This window comes from Mesorhizobium sp. M2A.F.Ca.ET.067.02.1.1 (genome assembly GCF_004023285.1).
Classification (GTDB): domain Bacteria; phylum Pseudomonadota; class Alphaproteobacteria; order Rhizobiales; family Rhizobiaceae; genus Mesorhizobium.
In genome coordinates, this window is sequence record NZ_RZSB01000578.1 from 1 (window position 1) to 3,887 (window position 3,887).

Genomic DNA, 3,887 nt, shown 5'->3' on the forward strand with positions numbered 1-3,887 from the left:
GATAGCGGTAGAGCGGCAGGCCGGCGGCTTCGGCCGCGGCTTTGGCGACCGCCAGCGAGACGCCGAGGATGGCGTTGGCGCCGAGGCGGCTTTTGTTCGGGGTGCCGTCGAGCTCGATCATCGTCTGGTCGATATGGATCTGGTTCTCGGCTTCCATGCCGCCGATCGCCTCGAACAGCTCGCCGTTCACCGCTTCGACGGCGCGCTGGACGCCCTTGCCGAGATAACGCGGCCCGCCGTCGCGCAGCTCGACCGCCTCATGCGCGCCGGTCGATGCGCCCGATGGCACCGCGGCGCGGCCCATCGAGCCGTCCTCCAGCACCACGTCGACCTCGACGGTCGGATTGCCACGGCTGTCCAGGATTTCACGCCCGACAATGTCGATGATGGCGGTCATTTGCGATGTCCCCGATTGATCGATTGAAGCGTCGCGCCCCTCTTAGCCAAAGCGGCGCAAAAGGCAATCGGCGCGCCCGCAATTATTGCCGCGGGCCGGATTCACGAAGCGCAAATTTCTGTCATCATAAGTCATGCGCATCGCGTGGCCTTCTCGTCTATGGTCGCGTTCGCGCGGGGCGAAACAGGAGGAGTTTCGCCATGTCCCAGTTGAGCGGTATCGTGAGTTTGTTCCTGATCGCGGCGGCGTTCCTGACGTCGTGCGACGACCAGAAACCGCAGCAGAGCTCGGTGGAATTGTCGACGCTCCAAGCGGCGCAGTAGTTCAACGCCAAAGGCCCCCGGGTTTTGCCCGGGGGCCTTTGGCTTTCAGTGCACCTATCTAGCGGTCAATGCCAATAGGGCTTCACGTGATAATACTGGAATGAAGCATCGCGAGCGGCCTCGCCGTCAGCGCCGGTCAGTTCCTCGATCGAATAGGCGGGCGCGGCCTGCAACTGCTCCTTGGTGAACGGGACGACGTAGCCGCCTTGATCCTCGTCATAGTCAAGCGTCGCCCACGGGATGGCGTGGTACTTCTCGCCCATGCCAAGGAAGCCGCCGAAGCCGATCACGGCGAACATGATGCCGTTCGACATCTTGTCGAGCATCACGTCCTCGATACTGCCGATGCTCTTGCCTTCGGTGTTGTAGACAGACGTGCCGATGACGCGCGAGGCGGCAATGGCTTCGGTGTGCCCGGACGGGGTGGTCATGGTGGTGCTCCTCTCGATTGAATGCCTGCATTGACAATGAGAGGAGCGGGTGAAGGTTCCCGACTTTTGCTTGCTGTCGACCAGGCAGTGCCAGCTCCCACAAGCCCTCGCGAGGTCCGTCGCCGCAATCAGTGCCCCTTGGCGATGCGGTCGAAGGCCATCAGCTTTTCCAGCAGCGCCGGCATGTCCTTGAGAGGCACCATGTTAGGGCCATCTGAAGACGTGGAATTGTCGGGGTCCTGGTGGGTCTCGATGAAGACACCGGCCACACCGACGGCAACGGCCGCGCGCGCGAGCGTCGCGACGAAGCGCCGTTCACCGCCGGAAGAGCCGCCCTGCCCGCCCGGCTGCTGCACGGAATGGGTCGCGTCGAAGATCACCGGGGCGCCGATCTCGGCCATGACCGGCAACGCGCGCATGTCAGAGACCAGCGTGTTATAGCCAAAGGAGACGCCGCGCTCGGTGGTGAGCACGTTCGCATTGCCGGAGCCGGTGATCTTGGCGACGACGTTCTTCATGTCCCAGGGCGCGAGGAACTGGCCCTTCTTCACATTGATGACTTTGCCGGTTTTGGCCGCGGCGACCAGCATATCGGTCTGGCGCGACAGGAAGGCCGGGATCTGCAGGACATCGACGTGGGGCGCAACGATGGCGCATTGTTCCTCGGTGTGGACGTCGGTCAGCACCGGGAGCCCGAACTCCCTGCGCAGATCGTCGAAGATCGGCATCGCCGCATCGAGGCCGGCACCGCGCGTCGCCGAAAGCGAGGTGCGATTGGCCTTGTCGTAGCTGGTCTTGTAGACGAGGCCGATACCTAGACGGTCCGTCAGTTCCTTCAACGCGCCGGCCATGTCGAAGGCGTGCTGGCGCGATTCAAGCTGGCACGGGCCGGCGATCAGCGACAGCGGCGCATTGTTGGCGAAGACGACCTTGCCGACGGTTACCGATGAATTGGGCGCCAGGGGCTTGCTCATGGGATCTCCCGGAAGATGAAGGCGGCGCCCTGCCCGGGCGCCGGCGGAACGACGATATCATTGCCGCTCATGTTGTGTCGGACTGCGTTGTACGCAAGCAGCTGCTTGGCGGCGGCCGTGTCGCGAACCGAGAAAACGATGGCCGTGAAGCGCAGGTTCGGCGATGGCGCGACTTTCAGCCCAAAGCGCGAGCCATAGTCTTCGCACGAAAGAACGCTGAGGACCGCATTCGGCAGCCGCACCGCGTCGCCATCGCTCGCATCCGCTTCGGCGGCGGTCGCGATCAATCCGATCTGGGCTGCGGGCCTGTCACTGACGGCGATGATTTCGAGAATACCCGTCACGCCATTGGCGTGCGCCTGCAGCGCCGTGCGATCGATCTTTGGCGTGTTGATGCGCTGGCAGGCGAAGAGGAAGGCCTCGTCGGCCTCCTTGTCGGATACGAATGCCAGCTTGAAGGAAGCCATGTCGCTTTTGCCGTTCGCGTCGGTAAAGGCGCGCGAGAAGCTCAGCATCCCGCCGGCCGAAAGACCGGCCTCGACATAGCGTCTATGATCGGCATCGGCATTGGCCGTTCCGAAGACAACAGCGGAAAAACCTTCCTCGCCAAGGGTTTGACGATAGAGACGGTCGCGCGCGACGAAGACATTGCCTTCGCTTATGGCGAGGTCCGCCGTCTGTTCATTTCCGATCGCCAGCGGCTCCAGATAGGTGCCGTCGGTGAAAAAGACGCAGCAATTCTCCGTGCCGAAGGGGTGGATGCCCGTGGGCGCGAAGAAAAAGCCGAGCGACGTCAGGCGTGAGCGGACGGCATCGAGGTTCTGTGCCGGCAGAACGAGATGGTCGAGCGGATGAGCGGATTTTTTGGTCATGCCGGCGCGGTTTGCCCCATTCCGATCCGCGGTTCAAGGGCGTCGGATCGAGAGTGCGCGCTTCGCCGGTTCAGGCTGCGGCGACGACATCGGCCGAATAGCGCAGTTCGCGCATCGGCTTCACCTTGCTGGTCGTGTCGGCGTAAATCGGATGCGCCTTGTAGGCGGCAAGCGCCGCCTCGTCCTCGAACTCGGCATAGACGACCACGTCGATCGCGTTGGAGAACAGATCGACCTTGGTGTTGAGCGTCACTTCGAAATGCTTGGAATGCGGAATCTTGCCCAGCGCCAGCAGGCCCGAGCGCACGGCCTCGACATCTTCCTTGCGCCGCACGCTGAAGAAAACGATGTGCCGGATCAAGCCAACCTCCGTGATCGTCGATTCAGCGGTGTTTTTGTGGGAGCGACGCCTGGGCGTCAACCGGCAACGATGTCGCGCCTGCGATATGCAACCGGCAAGGCTTATCCGGTGACTTGGCGCACGATGCGCGACATTTCCCGCACGGTCACGTCGAGATAGTGACCATGATTGTAGAGGCCATCCCAGATCAGGAAGAAGGCAATGGCTGCGATGACGATTACATAACGCATGGCTAAAACTAACGCATGTGGACGGCTTGAACCAGAGTGGGAGCGGCCACGGTCCTTCGAGTTCACGGCTTTTTGCGCCGGGCCGCTTCTCCGGGCCGGTCACCAAGCCTTCGACTGCGGCGCCAAGGGCATCAGCTCTTGTCGTCGTCGCCCTGCGTGATCAGCCGCGCGCTGCGCTGACCTGTAAGATAAATCCATAGCCAACTAAGCGAGACCGCCAGGCGGTTGCGAAAGTCGATCAGGAAATAGATGTGGGCGATGCCCCACAGCCACCAAGCGAGCCAGCCGGTGAGCTTGAT

6 protein-coding genes and 2 pseudogenes are annotated in these 3,887 nt (G+C 62.5%); 1 reads left to right on the forward strand and 7 read right to left on the reverse strand.

What is annotated here, in order from left to right; genetic code table 11:
- Positions 1-397, reverse strand: a pseudogene (gene eno / locus EOA28_RS27855) (phosphopyruvate hydratase); the annotation flags it as partial.
- Between the two features lie 200 nt (positions 398-597).
- On the opposite strand from eno, the gene EOA28_RS40995 reads away from it, so the two are divergent.
- Positions 598-720 (forward strand): hypothetical protein, encoded by a 123-nt coding sequence (locus tag EOA28_RS40995; protein WP_280952541.1) that lies wholly within the window; start codon positions 598-600, stop codon positions 718-720.
- Between the two features lie 65 nt (positions 721-785).
- Here EOA28_RS40995 and EOA28_RS27860 read toward each other — a convergent pair whose 3' ends face one another.
- From EOA28_RS27860 to EOA28_RS40485, 6 genes and pseudogenes are all read right to left on the reverse strand, one after another.
- Positions 786-1,151 carry a PRC-barrel domain-containing protein gene (locus EOA28_RS27860; protein ID WP_126082771.1) on the reverse strand — a complete coding sequence of 122 codons (366 nt, stop codon included), beginning with the start codon at positions 1,149-1,151 and terminating at the stop codon, positions 786-788.
- A gap of 128 nt (positions 1,152-1,279) precedes the next feature.
- Positions 1,280-2,125 (reverse strand): 3-deoxy-8-phosphooctulonate synthase, encoded by an 846-nt coding sequence (kdsA, locus tag EOA28_RS27865; RefSeq protein WP_127253542.1) that lies wholly within the window; start codon positions 2,123-2,125, stop codon positions 1,280-1,282.
- On the reverse strand, positions 2,122-2,997 hold the full coding sequence (locus EOA28_RS27870) for a VOC family protein (protein WP_127386212.1): 876 nt from the start codon (positions 2,995-2,997) through the stop codon (positions 2,122-2,124). Before EOA28_RS27870 ends, kdsA begins: the two co-directional genes overlap by 4 nt.
- A 70-nt stretch (positions 2,998-3,067) precedes the next feature.
- The gene (locus EOA28_RS27875; protein WP_126061001.1) at positions 3,068-3,358 is read right to left on the reverse strand and encodes a Dabb family protein; all 291 of its coding nucleotides are present in this window, start codon (positions 3,356-3,358) and stop codon (positions 3,068-3,070) included.
- A gap of 101 nt (positions 3,359-3,459) precedes the next feature.
- Entirely contained in the window at positions 3,460-3,588 is a 129-nt protein-coding gene (locus EOA28_RS41000; RefSeq protein ID WP_278161972.1) for a hypothetical protein, read from the reverse strand.
- Between the two features lie 131 nt (positions 3,589-3,719).
- Positions 3,720-3,887: pseudogene (locus EOA28_RS40485) on the reverse strand (NAD(P)/FAD-dependent oxidoreductase); the annotation flags it as partial.

Excerpts from the sequence above, each read along its gene's own strand:
- EOA28_RS27860 (WP_126082771.1), bottom strand. The coding sequence starts at position 1,151 with ATGACCACCCCGTCCGGGCACACCGAAGCCATTGCCGCCTCGCGCGTC.
- kdsA (WP_127253542.1), bottom strand. The coding sequence starts at position 2,125 with ATGAGCAAGCCCCTGGCGCCCAATTCATCGGTAACCGTCGGCAAGGTC.
- EOA28_RS41000 (WP_278161972.1), bottom strand. The coding sequence starts at position 3,588 with ATGCGTTATGTAATCGTCATCGCAGCCATTGCCTTCTTCCTGATCTGG.
- EOA28_RS40995 (WP_280952541.1), top strand. The coding sequence starts at position 598 with ATGTCCCAGTTGAGCGGTATCGTGAGTTTGTTCCTGATCGCGGCGGCG.
- EOA28_RS27870 (WP_127386212.1), bottom strand. The coding sequence starts at position 2,997 with ATGACCAAAAAATCCGCTCATCCGCTCGACCATCTCGTTCTGCCGGCA.